20 protein-coding genes and 2 tRNA genes are annotated in these 21,292 nt (G+C 60.4%); 13 read left to right on the top strand and 9 right to left on the bottom strand.

The annotated features are described in order from the left end of the window. Positions 1–261: 261 nt before the first annotated feature. From BM341_RS01340 to BM341_RS01325, 4 genes are all read left to right on the top strand, one after another. Positions 262–1,443 (top strand): coiled-coil domain-containing protein, encoded by a 1,182-nt coding sequence (locus BM341_RS01340; protein ID WP_139232950.1) that lies wholly within the window; start codon positions 262–264, stop codon positions 1,441–1,443. A gap of 136 nt (positions 1,444–1,579) precedes the next feature. Next, the gene (gene apbC, locus BM341_RS01335) at positions 1,580–2,407 is read left to right on the top strand and encodes an iron-sulfur cluster carrier protein ApbC (RefSeq protein ID WP_089792675.1); all 828 of its coding nucleotides are present in this window, start codon (positions 1,580–1,582) and stop codon (positions 2,405–2,407) included. Positions 2,408–2,502: 95 nt separating this feature from the next. After that, on the top strand, positions 2,503–3,069 hold the full coding sequence (gene dcd / locus BM341_RS01330) for a dCTP deaminase (RefSeq protein WP_089792141.1): 567 nt from the start codon (positions 2,503–2,505) through the stop codon (positions 3,067–3,069). A gap of 207 nt (positions 3,070–3,276) precedes the next feature. Next, positions 3,277–5,112, top strand: a complete 1,836-nt coding sequence (locus BM341_RS01325; protein WP_175507762.1) for an autotransporter domain-containing protein — start codon at positions 3,277–3,279, stop codon at positions 5,110–5,112. 66 nt (positions 5,113–5,178) lie between these two features. Here the strand turns inward: BM341_RS01325 and purN are convergent, their stop codons facing one another. Beyond that, positions 5,179–5,919, bottom strand: a complete 741-nt coding sequence (purN, locus tag BM341_RS01320; RefSeq protein WP_089792137.1) for a phosphoribosylglycinamide formyltransferase — start codon at positions 5,917–5,919, stop codon at positions 5,179–5,181. After that, entirely contained in the window at positions 5,916–6,989 is a 1,074-nt protein-coding gene (gene purM, locus BM341_RS01315) for a phosphoribosylformylglycinamidine cyclo-ligase (RefSeq protein WP_089792135.1), read from the bottom strand. The genes purN and purM overlap by 4 nt, the downstream gene beginning before the upstream one ends. Positions 6,990–7,134: 145 nt before the next feature. Between purM and BM341_RS01310 the strand changes: the two genes are divergently transcribed. Further along, entirely contained in the window at positions 7,135–8,214 is a 1,080-nt protein-coding gene (locus tag BM341_RS01310; protein ID WP_089792133.1) for an AI-2E family transporter, read from the top strand. Next, a complete protein-coding gene (gene hda / locus BM341_RS01305; protein ID WP_089792131.1) occupies positions 8,211–8,912 on the top strand; it encodes a DnaA regulatory inactivator Hda in 702 nt (233 codons plus the stop codon). The genes BM341_RS01310 and hda overlap by 4 nt, the downstream gene beginning before the upstream one ends. Positions 8,913–8,933: 21 nt before the next feature. Here hda and BM341_RS01300 read toward each other — a convergent pair whose 3' ends face one another. Then, positions 8,934–9,491 (bottom strand): carboxypeptidase-like regulatory domain-containing protein, encoded by a 558-nt coding sequence (locus BM341_RS01300; RefSeq protein ID WP_089792129.1) that lies wholly within the window; start codon positions 9,489–9,491, stop codon positions 8,934–8,936. A 211-nt stretch (positions 9,492–9,702) separates the two neighbouring features. On the opposite strand from BM341_RS01300, the gene BM341_RS01295 reads away from it, so the two are divergent. Further along, positions 9,703–11,082 carry a class II fumarate hydratase gene (locus BM341_RS01295; protein WP_089792127.1) on the top strand — a complete coding sequence of 460 codons (1,380 nt, stop codon included), beginning with the start codon at positions 9,703–9,705 and terminating at the stop codon, positions 11,080–11,082. 54 nt (positions 11,083–11,136) lie between these two features. Here the strand turns inward: BM341_RS01295 and BM341_RS01290 are convergent, their stop codons facing one another. After that, entirely contained in the window at positions 11,137–12,201 is a 1,065-nt protein-coding gene (locus tag BM341_RS01290) for an endonuclease/exonuclease/phosphatase family protein (protein ID WP_089792125.1), read from the bottom strand. A 282-nt stretch (positions 12,202–12,483) separates the two neighbouring features. Then, positions 12,484–13,242 (bottom strand): DeoR/GlpR family transcriptional regulator, encoded by a 759-nt coding sequence (locus BM341_RS01285; protein ID WP_089792123.1) that lies wholly within the window; start codon positions 13,240–13,242, stop codon positions 12,484–12,486. Between the two features lie 152 nt (positions 13,243–13,394). Here BM341_RS01285 and glpK point away from each other — a divergent pair, with 152 nt between their 5' ends. From glpK to BM341_RS01270, 3 genes are all read left to right on the top strand, one after another. Next, positions 13,395–14,885 carry a glycerol kinase GlpK gene (gene glpK / locus BM341_RS01280; protein WP_089792121.1) on the top strand — a complete coding sequence of 497 codons (1,491 nt, stop codon included), beginning with the start codon at positions 13,395–13,397 and terminating at the stop codon, positions 14,883–14,885. 151 nt (positions 14,886–15,036) lie between these two features. After that, a tRNA-Val gene (locus BM341_RS01275) sits at positions 15,037–15,113 on the top strand. Positions 15,114–15,136: 23 nt separating this feature from the next. Then, positions 15,137–15,213, top strand: a tRNA-Val gene (locus BM341_RS01270). A gap of 41 nt (positions 15,214–15,254) precedes the next feature. On the opposite strand, the gene BM341_RS01265 is transcribed toward BM341_RS01270, so the two are convergent. The 4 genes from BM341_RS01265 to BM341_RS01250 all read right to left on the bottom strand — a co-directional run bounded on the left by BM341_RS01265 (position 15,255) and on the right by BM341_RS01250 (position 18,385). After that, complete coding sequence (locus BM341_RS01265; RefSeq protein ID WP_089792119.1) at positions 15,255–15,728, bottom strand: GAF domain-containing protein; 474 nt, start codon at positions 15,726–15,728, stop codon at positions 15,255–15,257. An 86-nt stretch (positions 15,729–15,814) separates the two neighbouring features. After that, positions 15,815–16,609: a MetQ/NlpA family ABC transporter substrate-binding protein gene (locus BM341_RS01260; RefSeq protein ID WP_089792117.1), complete on the bottom strand. Its 795-nt coding sequence runs from the start codon at positions 16,607–16,609 to the stop codon at positions 15,815–15,817. A gap of 98 nt (positions 16,610–16,707) precedes the next feature. Beyond that, positions 16,708–17,361 (bottom strand): methionine ABC transporter permease, encoded by a 654-nt coding sequence (locus BM341_RS01255; RefSeq protein WP_089792115.1) that lies wholly within the window; start codon positions 17,359–17,361, stop codon positions 16,708–16,710. After that, positions 17,342–18,385 carry a methionine ABC transporter ATP-binding protein gene (locus tag BM341_RS01250; RefSeq protein ID WP_089792113.1) on the bottom strand — a complete coding sequence of 348 codons (1,044 nt, stop codon included), beginning with the start codon at positions 18,383–18,385 and terminating at the stop codon, positions 17,342–17,344. Before BM341_RS01250 ends, BM341_RS01255 begins: the two co-directional genes overlap by 20 nt. A 263-nt stretch (positions 18,386–18,648) precedes the next feature. Here BM341_RS01250 and BM341_RS01245 point away from each other — a divergent pair, with 263 nt between their 5' ends. The 3 genes from BM341_RS01245 to BM341_RS01235 all read left to right on the top strand — a co-directional run bounded on the left by BM341_RS01245 (position 18,649) and on the right by BM341_RS01235 (position 21,277). Further along, entirely contained in the window at positions 18,649–19,284 is a 636-nt protein-coding gene (locus BM341_RS01245) for a riboflavin synthase subunit alpha (protein WP_089792111.1), read from the top strand. A gap of 103 nt (positions 19,285–19,387) precedes the next feature. Then, positions 19,388–20,692 carry an NCS2 family permease gene (locus tag BM341_RS01240; protein ID WP_089792108.1) on the top strand — a complete coding sequence of 435 codons (1,305 nt, stop codon included), beginning with the start codon at positions 19,388–19,390 and terminating at the stop codon, positions 20,690–20,692. Positions 20,693–20,731: 39 nt separating this feature from the next. Further along, complete coding sequence (locus BM341_RS01235) at positions 20,732–21,277, top strand: adenine phosphoribosyltransferase (RefSeq protein WP_089792106.1); 546 nt, start codon at positions 20,732–20,734, stop codon at positions 21,275–21,277. Positions 21,278–21,292 lie beyond the last annotated feature (15 nt).

Below are 21,292 nucleotides of genomic sequence, written 5' to 3'. Positions count from 1 at the left end.
CGACAACAGTGTATCCTGAGTGTTACCACTATCTTCCGCGCGTGACGTGTCGGGAGCCATCGACCAGCAAGGGGAAGTCGCGAAATGTCGGATATCTCGAATAACCAATTGCTTAAGGACAATCGCGTGAGGGCGCTAGCTGCCATCGCGGTTGTGTTGCTTATCTGGGCCATCATTGCCACATCGAATTCCGGAGATCGCCAAGATCAGGTTAATGCTCTTCAGGATGAGCTTTCCGCCCTGGAAAGCGAGAACGCGTCCTTGAATCAGCAAGTCACAGAGATCCGCGAAGCCGAGGGTGATCTTGCGGCGGTCGAGGAAAGCCAGGCGCAGCGCCAGCAGGAACTGGAGGCCACTGAGCAGGAGCTGGCCAGCGCGGAAGAGGAGCTGACGTCGGTACGTGACCAGATCACCGAAGCCGAGGAGACCATCGCATCATTGCAGGAGGAAATCAGCACCCTTCAGCAAGAGCGTGATCAGGCGCAGGAAGAGCTGACCTCCCTGCGTGAAGAGCACGACGCCGTTGCCCAGCAACGTCAGGAAGCCGAAACGGCGCTTGAAGAGGCACAGTCGGCCCGCGATCAAGCCATCGAATCTCGCGATTCCGCTGAGACCGCGCGCAACGAGGCCGAGGCGGCCACCGAGCAGGCGCAACAAGAGCGCGATGCGGCACAGGAAGAGCGCGATGCGGCCCTTGAGGAGTTAGCGGCGCTTCAGGATGATGTCAGTGCAGTTCAGGATAGCCTGTCGCGTGTCAACGATGCCGTGACTGAGCAGCAAGAGATTCAGGAGAACCTGCAGGCCGAGCTCGAGACCCTGCGCGAACAGCGCGACGCTGCCGAATCCGAGCTACAAGCCATCCACGATCAGCGAGAAGAGGCACGGGCACAAGTCGAGCAAGCTCAAAGCAACTTCGAGGAGCTCGAGACCGCCATCGAGGAGGGACGCAACGAGGTCGCCGATATCGATTCCCAGATCGAGCGTCGCCAGAGTCAGCTGTCCAACCTGGAATCACAGCTCGCCGATTGGCAGCGTGAGCTCTCCGACCTGCAGTTGCGTCAGTCCGGTCAGGGTGACGACGAGTCGGCCTCACAGACTGGCTCCGAATCACAGCCGGGGAGCGCGTCAGGATCAGAGTCAGAAGGCGGTGAGTCCGCTTCCGGTTCCGACAGCGAGTCCGCTTCCTCGAGCGAGTCCGAGGCGTCCGAAGCCCAGGGTGGGGAATCAGAGACCCAGTCTGCTGAAGGCTCTCAGTCTGCAGACGACTCACAGCAGTCCGCCGAAGGTTCGCAAACCAATGAAGGTGATCAATCCGCCGAGAGCTCACAGCAGTCTGCTAATGGCTCTGGTTCCGCTGAGGGCTCTGGTTCCGCTGAAGGCTCTCAGTCCGCCGACGACACTGAAAACCAGGAGGAGACCGAGGAGCAGTCCGAGCAGAACTGATCCGCTTCCGAGCTATTTCGCATGACCCTGACGGCGAGCCTTCCAGGCTCGCCGTTTTGCATCTTGGCCGTGCATTGCATGCGACAGCGTTTTGGTGCGTATACTGAAGGCACATGCTGCAAGCGTGGCAACCCCCATATTCTTTAAGGAGAGAGTCGTGATTGAAGGGGTCAAGCATATTGTCGCCGTGGCTTCCGGCAAGGGCGGCGTCGGCAAGTCCACCGTCACCGTGAACCTGGCGCTGGCCATGGCCGCCGAGGGATATCGCGTCGGCATTCTGGATGCAGACATTCATGGCCCCAGCCAGGCGCAGATGCTGGGCGTCGGCGAGGGCGTACGGCCACAGTCATCGGGAGGGAACGGCTTTCTGCCGCTTCAGGCCCATGGCCTGCAGGCCATGTCCATGGCTTTCATGGTCGATACGCGTGAACCCATGGTGTGGCGCGGCCCGATGGTCGCCGGGGCCTTTCAGCAGATGCTCACCCAGACCGCCTGGGATAACGTGGATTACCTGTTCATCGACATGCCACCAGGCACCGGTGATATTCAGCTGACGCTGGCCCAGAAGGTGCCCGTGGATGGAGCGGTGATCGTGACCACGCCGCAGGATATTGCTCTCTTGGATGCGCGCAAGGGCATCGAGATGTTCCGCAAGGTCAACGTGCCGGTGCTTGGCGTGGTGGAGAACATGAGCCTGCACTTGTGTTCACACTGCGGTCACAGCGAGCCTATCTTCGGCGAGGGAGGCGGTGAGCGTATCGCGGCAGAATATGAGACCCGCGTGCTGGGTCGCTTGCCGTTGACCATGTCGATCCGTGAGCAGGTGGATGGCGGGCGCCCCACCGTAGTGGCCGAGCCGGACAGCGAAGTGACCGGTACGTTTCGCGCGATGGCGCGCCAGGTGGCAGAACAGATCCGCGACCAAGGGGGTAATGAAGGCCCCGAGATCTCATTCAGCAAGTAAATCGCCGTATTGGCCGAGCATGCCTGTGACGCGATAGGCCGGGACCGCTATGATTACGGTCCCGGTTTTCTTTGATTTTTCAGCAGGACGTTTCGATGAGCATCAAGTCCGACAAGTGGATCCGCCGCATGGCCGAGCGGGAAGGAATGATCGAGCCTTTCGAACCCGAACAGGTGCGCTACGTCAATGACAAGCGAGTGATCTCCTACGGTACGTCCAGCTATGGCTACGACGTGCGTTGTACGGACCATTTCAAGGTCTTTACCAATATCCATTCGGCGATAGTGGACCCCAAGGGTTTTGACGAGAAGAGCTTCGTGGATGTCAGGGGCGAGGTTTGTGTAATTCCTCCCAACTCCTTCGCCCTGGCGAGTACCGTTGAGTATTTTCGTATCCCGCGCACCGTCCTGACTATTTGCCTGGGCAAGTCCACCTATGCCCGCTGCGGTATCATCGTCAATGTCACACCACTCGAACCGGAGTGGGAGGGCCATGTCACGCTGGAATTCTCCAATACCACGAACCTCCCGGCCAAGATCTATGCCAATGAAGGTGTCGCGCAGATGCTTTTCCTGGAGTCTGACGAAGAGTGCGAGACGTCCTACCGGGATCGCGGAGGAAAGTATATGGGCCAGCGGGGAGTGACCCTTCCCAGAACCTAGCTGTACCTGGCTGGGTAGCGATCGGCTGGCCAAATTGCGGGGCTCCTCTAAGCTGGAAAGACCATGGCTCGGCAAGGTATGACCATGGTCTTCCTTCTGCATGAGGCCTTGTCCATGCCTTTTCCTTTATCTAGTTGCGTGATGGATGCCGTCAATTGTCGCCGGCTCATGCGTTGCTGTGTGTTGTCGTTACTGCTGGGCGCGTCGATGTTGCCTGCTGCCACCTCGGCCTACTCAAGAATGATTGTCTTCGGTGACAGCCTGAGCGATTCGGGGCAGCTTCCGGATGTGGAGAGTCTCGCCTCGGGTACGATACAAAGCCTGCGATTCACCAACCGGTTGGCGCCGACCTATCGGGCACCATCTCCCTTTGGCGAAGTAAGCGCACAGCGTCTGGCCAGGGCACTGGGGCTGAAGCCGCTCTTGCCCTCCACGTCCATCGTGCGCGAGTTGCTCGATCTGCCGGATGGCACCAATTATGCCACCGGTGGTTACACCACCGATGATATCCTCGGCTCGATTACCCGGCCGGAGGGATCGGTGGTCGGCGGGGTGGGGCTGACGATACGACGTCGTGATGGCTATCTGGTGACGGTGGGCGAGGCCGACCCGGAGGCGCTTTATTACCTCAATGGCGGGGGTAACGATTTTCTCGACGGTGTCGTCACTGATGCCGCCGCTGCGACAGCCAGCGCCGTGACGCTTGCCCAAGGCGTCGATGCCTTGGTCTCGGCCGGCGCAACGACGCTCGTGGTCGCCAACCTGCCCGACATAGGCGCCACTCCGGCTGGCTTCCAGAGCGGGCAGCGGGACTTGTTGTTGTCACTCTCGCAGGTCTTCAACCAGGTACTCGATGAGCGACTGGCGGTTTACGACGGGGAGGTAGCGATTATTCGTCTCGATGTTGGTGCCTTGTTCGATGAAGTCGTGGCGGCACCCGGGGATTTTGGTCTGGCCACAAATATACCGTTATCTAACGCCTGCTTCAGTGTGTCTTCCTGCGATATTTCAAGCTACGGCCTGGCAGCCGGCACCCCGGACCCATCGAAACTTCTATTCAACGATACCGTGCACCCGACCACGACTGGCCAGGAAATCCTGGCCGACTATGCCTATGCCCTGATCAAGGCACCGAGGATTCTTTCGTTAGCCGGTGGCCTGGTGACCGATAGCCTGAATGCCCAGCATCAGCTGGTGGGTAGTGAATTGCGCCCCGGTCAGCAAGACGACGCGTGGCGCATCTTTGTGCACGGGGATTATCGCGAGGATCAGTCCCGTAGCAGTCATTATGTGGGCGAGACCGACGCCGTGCAGCGCGGGGCAGGCATCGGGGCAGTCATACCGGTGCGGCAAGGGTGGCTAGGCGCCACGGTGGCCGGGCGCGACGGCGAGCTTGAGGCGCCGGCGGATGTCGAGCTCGAGGGATTAGCTTTTAGTCTCTTTGTGCGACAGCATCTGGGGCGAGTCGGGAGTCAGGCCATTGTCAGTTATGGTGATTTCGATCTTGAGCTGCGTCGGCGGGTCACCCTGGGCAAGGCTGAGCGCACACTGTCGAGTGGCACCACGGCACGCGGCTGGGCGGCCGAGCTGCGTCTGGACTATCGGCTGACCGCAGAGGAGTCGGCCTGGTATACCGCCCCCTTTGTAGCCTATCGATATATCGATACCCATATCGATGGCTACCGCGAGGAGGGCTCGCGAGCGAATGCCTTGCTCGTTTCCGATCAAGAACGCGATGAACATCGGGCAGAGGTCGGGTTGATGATGGATCGTTCCCCGCAAGGTGGCGTTGGTGTCTTCGCTGAGCTTGCCTGGGGCGAACACCTGAATGATGAGAACGACGCTACCGAGGTCCGGCTGGCCTCACTGCCAACCAATCGCTGGTCGGGAGAAGGCATAGAGCGCGATAAGGATCACTACCTGCGACTCGATACCGGCCTTCGCCTCACCTTGGGTAATGCCCGCCTCCAAGCCGGTGCGGGCGTCGAAGGTTGGGATAGTCTGGAGCCGCATTTCCAGCTGAGCGCCGGGCTGAGCTTCTAGCGCTGGTCTAGCGCCGGACAAGGCTTCTGGCGCCGTTCCCGTTTGCCTTTAGCGGTTAATCCGGACTCAGTCGTCGGGCGTCTCATCGAGTTCTTCGGCGGCGTCGGTGTGGGACATGCGCAGGCCCTGGGGCGGCAGCGGTGTACCATCGAAGGTGACACCTTTAGGACCGAACCGCAGTCGACCTTCAAGACACCATTTCACGGCAATGGGCATGATCAGATGCTCTCTAGCCTGGACCTTTGCCTTGAGGGTTGCTTCGGTGTCGTTTTCTGCCACGGCTACCACGGCCTGCAGCGCGACGGGGCCGCCGTCGAGTTCCTCGGTGACGAAATGCACGCTGCAACCATGCTCGCTGACACCATCGGCCAGCGCTCGTGCGTGGGTCTGCAGACCTTGATAGTCGGGCAACAGCGAGGGATGGATATTGATCATCCGGCCCAGGAAACGTTGCACGAAGCGGGGGGTAAGAAAACGCATAAAGCCGGCGAGCACCACCAGGTCCGGTTCGTGGCGCTCGATGACCTTGATAAGGGCACCATCGAAGGCGTCGCGGCTTTCGTACTCGCGATGCGGCAGGGCGACGGCATCGATGCCCGCATCGCGGGCACGTTTCAAACCGTAGGCGTCGGGCTGGTTGGAGATCACGGCGACGATCTCGCCCCCCAGCTGATCGTGCTGCTGCGCATCGATCAGTGCCTGAAGGTTGCTGCCGTTGCCCGAGATCAACACCACGACGCGACGCGCTTCGCTGGGGTCGGGGGCGAATTCTCCCAGGGTATCGCCGTAATAGTTCTTGTCGCTCATGCCTTCCGAGACTCCAACTGGACGTGTGGCTCGTCGTCCTGGCGGGTGACGATCTCACCGATGCGATACACCGTTTCGCCCTGCGCCTGCAGATGCTCGCGGGCTTGATCGGCATGCGATGCCGGCACGACCACGACCATGCCGATACCGCAGTTGAGGACGCGAAGCATCTCCTGCTCATCGACGTTGCCGTGTTGCTGAAGCCAGTCGAAAATCGCGGGGCGCTCCCAACTTGTGGTGTCGATGCGCGCGGCAAGTGTCTGAGGCAAGGCCCGAGGAATGTTTTCCAGCAGTCCGCCGCCGGTAATGTGCGAGAGGGCATGCACGGGCACGCCGCTTTGCTTGATCAACGACAGCAACGGCTTGACGTAGATACGCGTCGGCGCCAGCAGGGCGTCGCCAAGCGGTCGGCCTGCGATGGAGGTATCGAGCGATGCCTCGCTGACGGCAAGGATCTTGCGGATCAGCGAATAGCCATTGGAATGGGGGCCAGAGGAGGCCAGGCCCAGCAGGACGTCGCCTTCAGCGACCTTGCGGCCATCGAGGATCTCGGACTTTTCCACCACGCCGACACAAAAGCCGGCCAGGTCGTAATCACTGCCTTCGTACATGCCTGGCATCTCGGCGGTTTCGCCGCCTACCAGCGCGCAACCGGCCTGCTCGCAGCCGTCACCGATGCCGGTCACCACGTCGGCGGCGATATCCACATCCAGCTTGCCCGTGGCATAGTAGTCGAGGAAAAACAGCGGTTCTGCACCGGCCACCACCAGATCGTTGACACACATGGCCACCAGGTCGATCCCGATGGTGGCATGGCAACCGAGATCCATGGCCAGCCGCAGCTTGGTGCCGACGCCGTCGGTGCCCGAAACCAGCACTGGCTCGCGGTAACCCGAAGGCAGTTCACAAAGGGCACCAAATCCCCCCAGGCCGCCCATCACTTCCGGGCGAGTGGTGCGCTTGGCGACGCCTTTTATGCGATCCACCAAGGCGTTGCCGGCATCGATGTCGACACCGGCATCCTTGTAGCTGAGCGAGGCACCGGTTGGGCGTTGTGTGGAGTCGGTCATGGCCTGTCCTGAGTATGAAGTGGCGATCGCGATAGGGTATCGAGATAGGGTGATGCGGGACGCATGGGTCAAGATTGGGGCCGAAATTGTACCATCACGACGTATGGCTGGCAGCCTGTAACCCGTCATGTCCAAGGAGTAAGCGATGCAGAAGCAGTGGTGGGTAGCCGCTGGGGTGGCGGTGGTGGTGTTCTGGTTCTTCATCAGTATCGAGCCGGTGTTGATGCCTTTCTTTATCAGCATGATCCTCGCGTATCTGGGGGACCCCCTGGCCGACCGTCTGGAAGCGATGGGGCTGTCGCGGCGCCTGTCGGTATCGCTGGTGTTCCTGTTGTTGACCCTGATCATCGGGCTGACGTTGCTGCTGGTGGTGCCGATTCTGGGTCGTCAGCTTGGACAGTTGGTCGAGGCTCTGCCCGTGGTGCTTATCTGGGTGCAGAGTACGGTGGTGCCGCACATCCAGTCACTCACCGGCATGGATTTGAGCACCGACATCGACGAGATCCGCCAGGCGGTGGTAGATAACTGGAAGGAAACCGGCAGCTTCGCCGCGGGCCTGCTGGCGCAAGCTTCGCGTTCGGGATTGGCATTGATCGCCTGGATCGCCAATCTGGCGCTGATTCCGGTGGTCACTTTCTATCTCTTGCTGGATTGGGACGCCATCATGGCCAAGTGTCGCGCTTCGCTGCCGAGAAGCTGGGAGCCTTCCCTCGTGCGACTGGCGCGTGAATGCGATGAGGTGCTGTCGGCTTTCCTGCGCGGTCAGTTGATTGTCATGCTGTGCCTGGGGGCGATTTATGCCGTGGGGCTGACGCTGCTGGGCGTCAGCTTCGGGGTGCTGATTGGCATGCTTGCGGGGTTGGCGAGTATCGTGCCGTACTTGGGCGTGATCGTCGGCATCAGCGTGGCTGGGCTTGTGGCCTTCTTCCAGTTCGGCGACTGGCTGATCCTGGTGGGCGTTGCCGCGGTGTTCGGTTTCGGCCAGTTTGTCGAGACCGTGGTGCTGCAGCCCAAGCTGCTTGGCGACAAGATCGGCCTGCATCCCGTGGCCGTGATCTTCGCGGTGCTGGCGGGGGGGCAGCTATTCGGTTTCACGGGCGTGCTGCTGGCGCTACCGGTGGCCGCGATGATCATGGTGGTGCTGCGTTATCTGCACGGACACTACAAGAACAGCTCGCTCTATGATGCCGACCGTCATCGTCTCAAGGACGAGGAATTGCCATGAAAGGTGACTCCCGACAATTGCCGCTGGGGGTGGGGCGGCGAGACGACGCGACATTTGCCAACTTTTACCCAGGCCCCAACGCCACCCTGGTCGGCTGGCTCAAGCAGCAGTTCGATGTGGGGGGCGAGCCGCTCCTATATCTCTGGGGCGCGCCGGGCACCGGCCGCACTCATCTCTTGCAGGCTGCTTGCCATGCCGCCACGGTGCGGGATTGTCGCGCTCTCTATCTCCCGTTGAAGGAGTTGGGCCATTTCCCTCCCCTGATGCTGGAGGAGATTGAGCGCCTGGACCTGGTTGCCATCGACGATCTCGACCGGGTGATGGGTCGTGAACGCTGGGAAGAGGCCTTGTTCCATGCCTTCAATCGCCTGCGGGATTCAGGCAAACAGCTGGTGGTGGCGGCAGAATCACCGCCACGGCAGCTTCCGGCCGTCCTGCCTGACCTGCGCTCTCGCCTTAGCTGGGGCATGACCTTCCACGTACAAGGGCTGGATGATAGTGACCGCCTCGCGGCGCTGCAAATGCGGGCGAAGGAGCGAGGCATCGAGCTGTCCGACGAGGTCGCCCGCTATATTCTGCATCGCGGCCCACGACGCCTCATCGACCTGTTCGCGCTACTCGAGCGACTCGATGTGGCGTCGCTCTCTGCCCAACGCAAACTCACCATACCGTTCGTCAAGCAGGCGCTGGGCTGGTAGCCGCAGCCACTGAGCAAAACGCTAGCGACTGAGATCAACATTGCGCTGCTGGCCGCTGCCGAGACTGATCTGGTGAATGATCACACGCGTTTCGCCGCTGGCAGGGTCGCGTCCACTGCTCGAGACATAGAATTCGCCCGCGGGTAGTCCGTTGATGCGAAAGCGCCCGTTGCCGTCGGTCCTGCCGGTATGCGTATAGTCTCTCGCCCTGGGGTCGGCAGGCTCCACTGCACGCCCCGCCAAGGCCTGTTCCGCCGCTTCGGCCGAATAGGTGGTGACCGGCGCTACCGAGACCGGGCGATCCGGAATCGGGCGCCCACTGAGGGTCAGCTGTCCCGTGATGACGCCACTGCCGGTCTTGTCGAGCGCGGCATATTCTTCTGCAGGAAAGGCGACCTGGCGGGGTACGCGCCTCGTGGTAGGCGGTGGCGATGCCTCCCGCTCATCCACTTCGGGTGACTCGACCCCTTTCTCGATCACTTCGATGCGCTCACGCTCCCCGGCAGGATAACGGGGCTCGATGACCTGACATCCAGCGAGCAGCAGGGCGATCAGGAGGGGAAGTATCCAGCGTGTCATCTTGGCTCTCCCAGCGAGGGTAGTGGATGGCTTGCCCAGAGAGCATAGCGCAAAAGCGTCGCCGATCCTGGAAATACGGGCACTTGCGCCATGCCGGCCAGGCTGCCCTGATTCATGCGAGACGACTCTTGCGAGCCGCTTGAACTTGCAAGCTTTCGGGACGACCACCATGGTAGAGGAACAGATCCAGCGTCTCAGGGAGGTCGGGAGCATGAGTGATTATCGTATCGAGCAGGACAGCATGGGTGAGCTGGAGGTGCCGGCATCGGCCCTTTACGGGGCGCAGACCCAGCGTGCCGTCAATAATTTTCCTGTCTCGGGGCAACCTATGCCCACGGCATTCATCCATGCCATCGCGCGCATCAAGCTGGCCGCCGCCCGGGTCAATCGCGACCTGGGGTTGCTCGACCCCCCGCGTGCCGAGGCGATCGTTGCCGCCGCCGAGCAGGTGATTGCCGGTCATCACGATAGCCAGTTCCCGATCGATATCTTCCAGACCGGGTCCGGCACTTCGTCCAACATGAACGTCAATGAGGTCATTGCGCATCTGGCGACCCGGGAAGGACAAGATGTCGGCGCCAACGATCACGTCAACATGGGCCAGTCGAGCAATGACGTGGTGCCGACCGCGATTCATCTGTCGGCGGCGCTGGCGGTTCAGTCCCGTCTGCGCCCGGCCCTGGTGCACTTGCGACAGACTATCGATGCCCGTGCGGTGGAGCTCGATGGCGTGGTCAAGACGGGGCGTACGCACCTGATGGACGCCATGCCGTTACGACTCGGACAGGAGCTTGGTGGCTGGTCGAGTCAGATCGGGCAAGCCATCGAACGGCTGGACAGCGCCATGGTGCGCCTCTGCCGGTTGGCACAAGGCGGCACGGCAGTCGGCACTGGCATCAACGCTCATCCCGAGTTTGCCGAGCGCATGGCTCGTGACCTGAGTGACCAGACCGGACTGGCGTTGACTCCCAATGACAGCTTTTTCGCCAGCCTCGGCTCCCAGGACGCGGCGGTCGAACTCTCCGGCCAGCTCAAGGGGTTGGCTTGTGTGGTGATGAAGATCGCCAATGACTTGCGCTGGATGAACTCGGGTCCCCTGGCCGGTCTGGGCGAGATCGAGCTTGAGGCGCTGCAGCCGGGCAGCTCGATCATGCCTGGCAAGGTCAACCCGGTGATTCCGGAGTCTGCCGCCCAGGCCGCCGCCCAGGTAATCGGTCTCGACGCCGCGGTGACGGTGGCCGGCCAGAGCGGTAACTTCCAGCTCAACGTGATGCTTCCCCTGATCGCTCATAATCTCCATACATCTCTTGGTCTGATGAGCAACACTGCCTGGCTGCTGGCGGACCGTGCCATCGCCACGTTCAAGGTGCGTGAGGCAAACCTGGCCGAGCCGTTGTCGCGCAATCCCATTCTGGTAACCGCGCTTAATTCGGTGATTGGCTATAACGCTGCGGCCGCGATCGCCAAGAAGGCCTATCAGGCTGGCCGTCCGATCATCGACGTGGCTCAGGAGCAGACGGGGCTTTCCCGCGAGGAGCTCGAACGGCTGCTGGACCCCGCTGCGCTGACGCGAGGAGGAATACCGCAATAAGCGGCGTAAGGAGTTACGACAAGCGGGATGGCGCTGGCAGGAAGCAATGACGGGTCAGTCTTGCTGTTCCCGCTCCCGGCCTTCACGAATTGTCTCATTGGCCTCGCGATATTCCTCAAGGTCGGCCTCGGGCGTGGTGGCTTCATCGGCACGTGAAGGGCGAAAGCACAAGGTGGCGAGAAACGGGAAATGATCTGAGCCGATTTTGGGCAGGCGATGCATGGTGTCGAGAGTGAAATGCTCGCTGACGAAAATATGATCCAACGGCCAGCGCAAGAAGGGATAGGCCGCATGGAAGGTGCTGTACATGCCGCGACCGATACGCGGATCAAGCATGCCACTGACGCGGCAGAACAGACGTGTGGAGCGTGACCAGGCCACGTCATTGAGATCCCCGGCCACCAGGGTGGGCAGCGGGTTCTCGTGGATGCGTTTGCCTATAAGCAGCAGTTCTGCGTCACGCCAAAGTGACTCCTCGCTCTCGTTAGGCGCTGGTGGCCGGGGGTGCAGGGCGTGCAGCCTGATGATGTCGCCACTGGCGAGCGTGACGCCGGTATGGATCGAGGGGATGTCATCCTGAATGAGCCACTTCACTACAGGACGATCCAGCGGCAGTCGCGAATACAAATGCATGCCGTAAAGGTTGTCCAGCGGAACCTTGACACTATAGGGCCAGTCTTCGTCCAGCGCTTCGTCGAGACGCTCCTGCCACCACTCATCGGATTCCAGCGTCAACACCAGGTCGGGGTCGTGTTGATGGATCACGCTGATGAGCTTCTCTGAACGACGATTTGAGGTAAGCACGTTGGCCACCAGCAAGGTCACGCAACGAGGTGCTTGGCCCGGCTCGGCTGGCTGTACCTGGAGGGGCCAGAGCCGTGTCCAGGGCAGGATACGGGGAAGCTGTAGTGCCAAGGTCAGCAGGCTGGTGACCAGCGCATATCCGAACCAGGGAGTTTCGGCGAGAGGGGAGAGCGCTGCGGTGACTAAAGCGAGGGCGCTGATCTGCAGACGCGGAAATTCGCATGCGCGTATCCACCACCAATGAGTGGGTAACCTGCCCAACAGCGTCATGGCAAGCAATAACGTGGACGCGATACAGATGAGCAGGTCGAGCATGATCCGATTCTTTATCAGCTGGCCGAACATCATTCATAACACACCCGACCTGGCCAGGGAATCAGGCGGCATGAGACGGGCGCCGTGTTGCCACGTCATCGCCACGCTCCAGCGGAGGCTTGAAATGATGATTGACGACGTCGAGTAACTGCTGAGTACCTTGGTAAACCTGAATGTTTTTAACCGAACATGAGGTGGCCAAAAACGAACAGAAAGGCCTGGGGCAGCGATGACGACAAGATACAGTCTTAGAGGCAAATGGTGATGGATGAGCGGCGCGAGTCAGGCGATATGCAGAGCGACATCATGGATTTCCAGTAAGCGAAGCACGGCATCGGGGGGCTGACGGTCGGTGAACAGCGCGTCCAGCTGCGCGATATTGCCTTGGCGTACTACCGGGTTGCGATGAAACTTTGAGTGATCAGCAGCCAGATAGACTTGGCGAGAGTTTTGGATGATTGCCTGGGCGACACGTACTTCCTGATAATCGAATTCAAGTAGCGAGCCATCCTCGTCGATCCCGCTGATGCCGATGATGCCGAAATCGACCTTGAACTGGTTAATGAAATCGATGGTCGCCTCACCGATGATCCCGCCGTCACGAGAGCGGACCTGCCCGCCCGCGATGATGACATTGAAATCTTCCTTGGGCTGCAGGATGGCGGCTACCTTGAGGTTGTTGGTGATGACTTCCAGCCCCTGATGCCCGAGCAGCGCTTCAGCGATGACTTCGTTGCTGGTGCCGATGTTGATGAACAGGGAGGCATGATCGGGAACATGCTGAGCCAGTAACTCGGCGATGTGCTGCTTGGCTTCCAGATTCAGGGTCTTGCGAGTGCTGTAAGCGGTATTGACCGTGCTGGATTCGAGCCCGGCACCGCCATGGACACGGCGGATCATGCCTTCGCCGGCCAGGGCGTTCAGGTCGCGTCGAATAGTCTGTGGGGTAACCACGAAATGTTCGGTGAGCTGCTCGATACTGGCATAGCCCTGATGACGGACCAGATCGACGATCGCATTCTGTCGTTGTTGCTGATTCATGTCGGCTTCCTTTCGATCGTCCCATTGTAGGGGATCCTGGCGGGTTTAGGCAGGTGCAGGTCAGGCCGTGTGCGACGAAGGTAGTAAAGCATTCCGAACACACTGCAGTACCCTTGATGATCATAACCGAACATATAATGACAGGAGCTGGCATGACTGACTACCTGCTTGCCATCGATCAGGGAACAACCAGTTCCCGCGCCATCCTCTTCGATCGCGCGGGGCGTAATGTGGCAATGTCGCAACGCGAATTCACTCAGCATTTCCCAGACGATGGGTGGGTAGAACACGACCCGGAAGCAATCTGGGAGACGGTCCTCGCCACTTGTCGTGAGGTGATCGAAAAGGTGCAGGTGGGGATCGATCAGATTATCGGGGTGGGCATTACCAATCAGCGCGAGACCACCCTGTTGTGGGACAGGGCAACCGGGAAGCCGTTGTATAATGCGATCGTCTGGCAGGATCGTCGGACTGCGGATAGCTGCCAGGCACTGCGAGAGCAGGGACATTCCGACTTGTTGCAGGCAAGCACTGGGCTCTTGATCGACCCGTATTTTTCGGCGACCAAGCTTGTCTGGATGCTCGAACACGTTGAAGGGGCTCGTGAGCGTGCCGAGCGGGGAGAGCTGGCCTTCGGCACCGTCGACAGCTTCCTGATCTGGCGCCTTACCGGTGGGAAAGTTCACGCCACTGACGCGACCAATGCATCACGCACCGCGCTTTTCAATATTCACGAACAACAGTGGGACCCGGCTCTTCTCGAGCTGTTCAATATTCCGGCCAGCCTGCTGCCGGAGGTCAAGGACTCCAGCGATGATTTCGGTCGGGTCGAGGCCAACTGGTTCGGCGGAGAGCTTCCCATTGCGGGCGTGGCCGGCGACCAGCAGGCCGCACTGGTCGGCCAGGCCTGCTTTGCACCGGGTATGGGCAAGAGCACCTATGGCACCGGCTGCTTCATGATCGTCAACACTGGCGATGTGGCTGAGACCTCGCGCAATCGCCTCCTGACTACGGTGGGCTATCGTCTGAACGGCAAGCCGACATATGCGATGGAGGGCAGTATCTTCGTGGCCGGAGCCACGGTGCAGTGGCTGCGGGACGGGCTGCAGCTATTCGCCAACGCTTCCGAAACGGAGTCCCTGGCAAGCGAGACACGCGATGGCCACAGCGTCTACCTGGTGCCGGCGTTTACCGGGCTCGGTGCGCCCCACTGGGATCCCAAGGCGAGAGGGGCGATACTCGGGCTGACCCGAGACACCGGCATCGCCGAGATCGTGGCAGCCGGGCTGCAGGCGGTGTGCTATCAGACCCGGGATCTGCAGACCTGCATGCTTGATGATATGGCGGCCTCGCCCGGTGCCTTGCGCGTCGATGGGGGCATGGTATGCAACAGCTGGGTCATGCAATTCCTGGCGGATATGCTGGGGGTTCAGGTGGACCGGCCCACCGTGCTCGAAACCACTGCCCTTGGCGCGGCGTATCTGGCCGGGTTACGGCTGGGCTGGTATCAGGATCTCGACGAGATCGCGTCGCTTTGGCAGTGCGAGCGCAGTTTCTTTCCCAGCATGGAAGAAGGCGAGCGTCAGCGGCTCTATCTTGGATGGCTCGAAGCGGTGGAGCGGGTCAAGAGCGACCGCTTATGAGTGCCTATGGGCTTGCAAAGTTAAGCGATATCGGTAAGATATGTCCTCGTTGCCAGGGCGCGTCCGGCAGGATAGCGCGCCCAGCCTGTTCTAGGTAGATATCCAAGGTCCCGGAAAGATAGCCTTGGGAGAACAGGATAAAACAGGAAGCAGGACCATAGCTCAGTTGGTTAGAGCGCCACGTTGACATCGTGGAGGTCGGCGGTTCAAATCCGCCTGGTCCTACCAGCTCACCGGCAACTACTTCCTGCAGGACCATAGCTCAGTTGGTTAGAGCGCCACGTTGACATCGTGGAGGTCAGCGGTTCAAATCCGCTTGGTCCTACCAGTTCTGAAACGCCCCCGCAGCTTGGCTGTGGGGGCGTTTTGCTATGTCAGCGCCGTCGTGGTCAGCTCGGTCTTGTCGATGAACACCGTCACGAGCGATTCGATACCGGCCTGGTCGTTTGTAGTGAAGCGTGCCTTTGTCGGGCTGTCCAGATCCAGTACCCCCCATAGCTGGCCCTTCACCACGATCGGGACGACGAGCTCGGCATTCGAGGCGCTATCGCAAGCGATGTGGTCGGCCACGGCGTGAACATCGTCGATGCGCTGGGTCTCTCTGGTACGGGCCGCGGCACCACACACGCCCTTTTCGAAAGGGATGGGGTGGCAGGCCGGCTTGCCCTGGAAAGGCCCGAGGCTGAGCATGTTGGGCTGGCGGTGCAGATAGAAGCCGACCCAATTCAGCTCGCCGACTTCCTGCATGATGAAAGCGCAGGTCTGCGCGCTGTTGCTCAACCAGTCGAGCGTGTCGAGCAGGGCTTCGAGTTGGCGGACGAGCAAGGGGTAGTCCGGTGTCATAAGCGGCTCCTCGAATGAAAAGGGTCGGTTGAACGAAAAGGGCCGGCACAGTGGCCGGCCTCAGCTCATCTCTCAATGAGGGATTATCACTTCCAGCCGGGCACCGCTTGCGGTCCGAAGAGTTCGTCTGCCTTGGCTTCGACTTCTTCGGTCTGGTACGACTCGACTAGCTGTTTTATGGCCTCGCGATTCTCGTCACCCTCACGCACCACGATCAGGTTCACATAGGGCGATTCGGGGCCTTCCTTGATCAGCGCATCGTCGAGGCTCAAGCCGGCGGGCTGGGCAAAGGTATTGTTGATGAATGCCATATCGACATCGGGCAGCACGCGAGGCAATTGCGCCGCTTCGATTTCGCGAAAGTCGAAGTCGCGCGGGTTCTCGACGATATCGATGGGCGTCGCCTCGAGGTTCTCCGGGTCGTCCAGCGTGATCAGGCCTTCGTTGTGCATCAGGATCAGCGCACGGCCCTCGTTGGAGGGGTCGTTGGGAAGGGCGATGATGGCACCCTCCGGCAAGGCGTCGATGCTATCGTACTTTTCGGAGTAAGCGCCGATCGGGTAGACGAACGTATAGCCGGCCACCGCGAAATCATAGCCACGATCCTCGACCATGGAGCGCATGTAGGGCTCGTGCTGGTAGGCGTTGGCATCGAGGCTGCCGTCGGCCAGCGCGGCATTGGGCGTCACGTAGTCGGTGAATTCGATGACTTCGACTTCGAGACCATACTCGCGCTCGGCGATATCCACGGCGACCTGCATGACCTCGGTTTCGGGCCCCGCCACGGTGCCTACCTTAATGGTGTGCTCGTCGGCGATGGTCGCTCCTGCGGTCACGGTGAGGGCGGCAGCGGTCAGGGTGCCAATCAGCGTCTTGCGCATCTCGAGTGTCTCCTTCTTGAAGATCATGAATAACCATTAAGCATACTAAAGAAATAACGCGTGAATCTGTAATGCATTTTGGTTATCAAGACCAATAATCACTTGTGATCGCTCTTGCGCACCAGGTAATCCCCCAGGCTTTGAAAGCCCTGCACCATCACGATCAGGACCACGACCGTGATCAACATGACGGTAGGATTGAAGCGGTTATAACCGTAGCGGATGCCCAGGTCCCCGAGACCTCCTCCTCCTACCGCACCGGCCATGGCCGAGTAGCTGACCAGGGTGACGGCCGTCACCGTGAGGGCGGTGAAGATGCCGCCACGAGCCTCCGGCACCAGGACCTTGGTAATCACCTGCCATGGCGTCGCCCCCATGGATTGAGCGGCCTCGACCAGCCCCGGGGGAATCTCGTTGAGCGCACCTTCGACGAGGCGTGCCACAAAGGGAATGGCAGCGATGGTCAATGGTACAGCGGCGGCGTTGGTACCGATCGATGTACCCACCAGCATGCGGGTGAAGGGAATGATCGCCACCATCAGGATGATGAACGGGATCGAGCGCCCGATATTGGTAATGATGCCCAGGCTGCGGTTGAGCAACGGGTGGGCCATGACCTGCCGCGGACGAGTGACATAGAGCAGCACACCCAGCGGTATGCCGACCAACGCCGAAATCACACCGGACAGTGCCACCATGTAGAGTGTGTCCAGGGTGGCTTCGAGAATCAGCTCAAGCATCGCGCTGGACATGGCCAAGCACCTCCACGTTCAGGTTGTGATCTTCCAGATAATCGATGGCTTCCCGGGTCTTTTCCGCGGGGCCCATCAGCTCGGCAATCATCAGACCGAGGGTGCGATCCTGTATCGACTCCACCTTGGCCTGGAGAATGCTGACGTCAACGCCGCATTCTCTGGCGAGTCGTGAGATAAGCGGCGTGGAGACGGCATCTCCCGAAAAGGCGAGGCGCACGACGGGGTGGTTGTGTTCGCCGGGAGACGCTTCGAGTCGCTCGATCAGCGCTCGGGGAGGCTCGAGTTCCAGAAAGTCATTGAGAAAGCGGCGGCCCAGTTCGGTACGCGGTGCGGTGAAGAAGTCACCGACATCGGCCTCTTCGACCAGTGCGCCGTCGGAAATCAGGCTGACGCGATGGCATATCGTTTTGACGACTTCCATTTCATGGGTAATCAGCAGGATGGTCAGGCCAAGCTGGCGATTGATATCACGCAGCAGCGCCAGAATGGAGCCGGTGGTCTGTGGGTCGAGCGCCGAGGTGGCCTCGTCGCACAACAGCACCTTGGGCCGGCTGGCGAGCGCTCTGGCGATCGCCACCCGCTGCTTCTGACCACCCGATAGCTGTGCTGGATATTGGTCTGTCTTGTCATCCAGGCCCACCATCTTGAGCAAGGGATCGACCCGCTCGCGGATCTCGCCGCGCGCCATCCCCATCAACTCCAGAGGCAGCGCGACATTCCGGTAAACCGTTCGGTTGGTCAGCAGGTTGAAATGCTGGAAGATCATGCCGATGCGATGCCGCGCCTGATTCAGCGCCGTCCCGGAAAGTCCAGTAAGCTCCTGGCCATCGACGCTGACAATCCCTTGGGTAGGGCGCTCGAGCAGGTTCACACAACGGATCAGCGTCGATTTGCCCGCCCCCGAGAGACCGATCACACCATGGATCTGGCCTTTCGGGACATGCAGATCAACGTTCCTGAGGGCAGTAACGGCCGACGGGCCGCTGCCATAGGTCTTGGAAACCGTGCGAAGTCGGATCATATGAGCCACCGAAGTGGCGCCGCTTTTACGGTCGGGCGGGCAGGTGGCGGTGGCGCCCGCAATCCGGGGGTCAAATCGGCGCCGTTAAAAGTGCGCGAAGGCTACGACCAAAGCAGAAGGCTGTCAAGATTGGTCCCATGGCCGTGGTTCTTGCATGGACGGGCACGGGCGGAATTTTTTATGCTATCGGCCTCTTTCTTCTAAAACCCGCGGCGCACTGCTTTTCACCCAGCGGTGCATGGCCGCCATCGTGAGGAGCGTCAATGTTCACCGGCATCGTGCAGGGAACGGCAGAAATCATCGCCATCGAGGAGGCAGAGGCGTTTCGCACGCATGTTGTCGCCATGCCTGAAGCGCTTCGGGCAGGGCTCGTGCCCGGCGCTTCGGTAGCCCATAACGGGGTCTGCCTCACGGTGACCGCCATCGAAGGCGAGCGAGTGCGCTTTGATTTGATGCGCGAAACCCTGCGCGTGACCAACCTTGGTGCGTTGAAGGTGGGGGATCGCGTCAATATCGAGCGGGCAGCACGCTTCGGCGACGAGATCGGCGGGCACGCCATGTCGGGCCATGTGATCGCCACGGCCGGACTGGTGGATATCGATGAAGCCCCTGACAACCGCCGCCTCTGGTTTGAACTATCGCATGAGCTGGGGCGCTTTCTTTTCGACAAGGGCTATATCGGTGTCGATGGCATCAGCCTGACCATCGGTGAGGTACGTCAGCCCGATGCCGTCCATGGTCCGCGTTTCTGCGTCAATCTGATTCCCGAAACCCTGGCTCGAACGGTCCTGGCGGATCGCAAGCCGGGCGATCGCGTCAATATCGAAATCGACCCCCAGACCCAGGCCATCGTCGAGACGGTTGAACGTGTGCTGGCCTTACGCGGCAACGAATCGTGAGAGTGTTCGCTGCCTCGCATCCCTGCAGGGCTTTGGTTACCATGAACGGCTTTTCTCGCCCTCTCACTGGCCCTGGGTGGCCATGCGCGCAGGAACGACTCCCATGCTGAAACGCCTGATCGACAATCATTTCAAGCTGACCGAGCATCACACTAACGTCAAGACCGAGGTCATCGCGGGGATCACGACCTTCCTGACCATGGCCTATATCATCTTCGTCAACCCCAGCATCCTGTCTCAGGCCGGAATGGATTATGGGGCGGTGTTTGTCGCCACCTGCCTGGCGGCGGCGTTGGGCTGTCTGATCATGGGGCTGTGGGCCAATTATCCCATTGCCCAGGCGCCTGGGATGGGCCTGAATGCCTTTTTCACCTATGGCGTCGTGCTGGGCATGGGTTATACGTGGGAGGCAGCTCTGGGTGCGGTATTTCTCTCCGGTTTTTGCTTCTTTCTGCTCAGTATCTTCAAGATTCGCGAGTGGATCATCAACTCGATTCCGCTCTCGCTGCGGCTTGGCATTGCCGCCGGTATTGGTCTGTTTCTGGCAATGATCGCCTTGAAGAATGCGGGCATCGTGGTCGCCAACGAGGCCACTTATGTGGCACTGGGTGATCTTTCCGAGCCGGCGGCCCTCTATGCCTTGCTGGGCTTCTTCGTAATCACGGCTCTGGCCTATCTCAAGGTGACCGGCGCGGTCATGATCGGCATTCTCGGGGTCACCTTGCTGGCAATGCTGTTTGGCCACAACGAGTTCGGTGGCTTCATGTCCATGCCGCCTTCCATCGGGCCGACCTTCATGGCCATGGACCTGGTCGGGGCACTTGATGTGGCGATGCTCAGCGTAATTTTCGCCTTTCTGTTCGTCGACCTGTTCGATACCTCCGGCACGCTGGTAGGGGTGGCTCACAAGGGTGGCTTGCTCGACGAGAACGGCAAGCTGCCACGTCTGGGCCGTGCGATGATGGCCGACAGCAGTGCATCCATGGCGGGCGCTGTGCTTGGCACCTCTACCACCACGAGCTATATCGAATCCACCGCTGGCATCGCCTCGGGTGGGCGCACCGGGCTGACCGCCGTAGTGGTCGCTGTGCTGTTTCTGATCAGCCTGTTCTTCGCACCGCTAGCGGGCTCCATTCCCGCCTATGCGACCGCCGGGGCACTGCTCTACGTGGCGGTGCTGATGGCGGGTAGCCTGGCTCACGCCAACTGGGACGATCCTACCGACGCCGCTCCGGTGCTGATTGCCGCCCTGGCCATGCCGTTGACCTTCTCCATTGCCGAAGGCATCGCGCTGGGCTTCATCAGCTATGCTGCCATCAAGGCGCTGTCTGGTCGCTTCCAGGACCTTAATCCTGCGGTGGTGTTGCTGGCCTTGCTGTTTGCTGCCAAGTTCCTGTTCCTCGACTGATCCCACATCGACTGCATTCACTCACCGAGACTCGTTTTGATGAGCATCTACGGCGACTATATCAAGACCGTGATCCGTACCGTCCCTGACTGGCCGCAGCCGGGGGTCAACTTTCGCGACATTACCCCGCTGCTGCAGAACAGCTCGGCGTTTCGCAAGCTGATCGACAGTTTCGTGCATCGTTACCAGGACATGGAACTGGACGCAATCGCCGCCATCGATGCCCGCGGTTTCATTGTCGGTGCGCCACTGGCCTATGAGTTGAACTGTAGCTTCGTGCCAGTACGCAAGAAGGGCAAGCTGCCCTTCAAGACCATCAGCGAAACCTACACGCTGGAATACGGTCAGGCGGAGGTAGAACTGCATTCCGATGCTTTCAGGGAAGGCGATCGCATTCTTATCGTCGATGATCTGATCGCAACCGGCGGCACCATGCTGGCGGCCGCCAAGCTCATCACCCGCAGCGGCGGCCAGGTGGTGGAAACCTCCACCATCATCGATCTGCCGGACCTTGGAGGCTCCAGCCGGATTCGTGAGGCTGGCTACGGGGTTTTTGCGGTCTGCTCCTTTACTGAAGACGAGTGATCCAACCGCTGCGAT

Origin of the sequence: Halomonas korlensis, from assembly GCF_900116705.1 — a bacterium.
Classification (GTDB): Bacteria; Pseudomonadota; Gammaproteobacteria; order Pseudomonadales; family Halomonadaceae; genus Halomonas; species Halomonas korlensis.
The sequence above is the reverse complement of the archived record's forward strand: the minus strand, read 5'-3'. Positions and strand labels throughout refer to the sequence as shown.